A 1,964-nucleotide genomic window follows, 5' to 3' on the forward strand; every position below is an offset into this window, starting at 1 on the left:
ACAATTGAACCTTTTTTCGCACCTTCAATCACACCGTTTTCTCCCAGCACAACCTGTTTTACATGCGGCGAATTCGGCAGCATGGTTATCACAATATCAGCCTGCTCGGCAACGGCTTTGGGCGTCGGTGCTGATTTGGCTCCGCCGGCAACTATTTCATCAACGGCTGTTTTGACTACGTCACAAACGACTAATTCATAACCGGCTTTTAATAAATTTTTGCTCATCGGTTTCCCCATAATTCCTAGTCCAATAAATCCAATTTTCATCTTTCATCTCTCCTAAATATTATTATAGCAATGATACACTGCTACTTACTCAGAATTATATATAAACCAGGTTATTTCTAATAAAACAACCTGTTAATCCTTTAGTCTTCCTTGATATTTCTCAATTCAACACGCTTAATCTCTCCGACAACAACAAGATAAGACAAAGCACCTAATATCCCCATGGCACCGACAAAAATCAAAGCACCATTAAATGAATGAGTTACATTTAAGATATAACCAATGACAATCGGTGTAACAATACTAGCCATATTGCCGATGAAATTAAAAATACCACCACTTAAGCCCAGCATTTCTTTTGGCGATGTATCACTAACAACGCTCCAGCCAAGTGCCCCAAAACCTTTTGAGAAAAAGGCTAATGCCATGACTGCAATAACCACCCATTGTGTTGTAACATAATTGGCTAAAATAATACTACCAGACATAGTTAATCCGATAATAATCGGTGCTTTACGCGCTACACTCAGCGATTTGCCGTGACGTAACAAACTATCAGATACATAACCGCCAAGCAGTCCGCCGATAAAACCACAGATAGCCGGAATCGCTGCAACAAGACCTACCTTTAAAATAGACATTCCTTTCGCTTGTACCAAATAAGTCGGAAACCAAGTCAAAAAGAACCAAGTAATCGTATTCAGACAAAACTGGCCAAAATATACACCAAGCAGCATCCGGTTTGTAATAAGCGCCTTTACATAGGACCATTTGATTTCCGATTTATTATCCCCTACATTAGCCAAGCCGCCGCCAGATTGGATATAATCCAACTCAGCCTGATTTACACCGGAATGCTCATGAGGTGTGCGAATCACCTTAAACCAAATCATTGCCAAAATAATGCCAGCCATACCCACAAAGTAAAAGACATGACGCCAGCCAAAAGCTACAAGAACCCAACCCATAATAGGATTAAACACGGCTAAAGCAAAATATTGAGCGGAATTAAAAATTGCCGAAGCAAAACCACGTTCATGCGTGGGAAACCACATGGCTGTAATTCGGCTATTCGCCGGAAAAGCCGGCGCTTCTGCCACTCCCATTAAGAACCGAAGCAAAAACAGAGTTGAAATTGCACTAAGTCCTGTAAAAAAGCCTACCGTTCCTTGTAAGAATGTAAAAAGTGACCACAAAAATAATCCTACACCATAAACAAAACGGGAACCAAACTTATCTAGCAGCCATCCGCCGGGAAGTTGCATCGCAGTATAAGCCCAGCCAAATGCCGAAAAGGCAACTCCCATCGTAATTGTGTCTACTGCAAGATCGTTTTTAATGGCTGTAGCAGCCATAGAAAGTGTCGCACGATCTGCATAATTAAATGTTGTAACAATAAATAGCATGACCAATATATAATAACGAATATGGGTTCTTTTAGAATCAACGGAACTTGTTGTCATTCAACTCATCCTCTGCGCATTTTTTGATTGTCGCAGCGTTCCATCTTCATAGATATTTTTATTGTTTTTCATGTAGCTTTGCAACGCTGGACAAAATACCCCTACTAGCTTAGCAATTTCCTGTCAGTCTAAGCTTTCATAGCCCCAATTTTGATAAGGATTTCCTTTAACTTCGCCTGATTTGCTTCAGTCATATGTTGAATGGGGCGAATCGGATGTCCTACATTCACTCCCATCATATTTAACGCGTCTTTCGGCACCACCGGGAAAC

2 protein-coding genes are annotated in these 1,964 nt (G+C 40.8%); both read right to left on the minus strand.

All coding sequences use genetic code 11. The features are described from left to right. On the minus strand, positions 1 to 269 hold a 269-nt coding region (locus Ga0466249_RS25685), incomplete at its 3' end, for an NAD(P)-binding domain-containing protein (protein WP_215832351.1). A 101-nt stretch (positions 270 to 370) separates the two neighbouring features. Beyond that, the gene (locus Ga0466249_RS25690) at positions 371 to 1,693 is read right to left on the minus strand and encodes an MFS transporter (protein WP_215832352.1); all 1,323 of its coding nucleotides are present in this window, start codon (positions 1,691 to 1,693) and stop codon (positions 371 to 373) included. Positions 1,694 to 1,964 lie beyond the last annotated feature (271 nt).

The sequence above is a fragment of the Pelorhabdus rhamnosifermentans genome, assembly GCF_018835585.1.
GTDB lineage: Bacteria > Bacillota > Negativicutes > UMGS1260 > UMGS1260 > Pelorhabdus > Pelorhabdus rhamnosifermentans.

Excerpts from the sequence above, each read along its gene's own strand:
- Ga0466249_RS25690 (WP_215832352.1), bottom strand. The coding sequence starts at position 1,693 with ATGACAACAAGTTCCGTTGATTCTAAAAGAACCCATATTCGTTATTAT.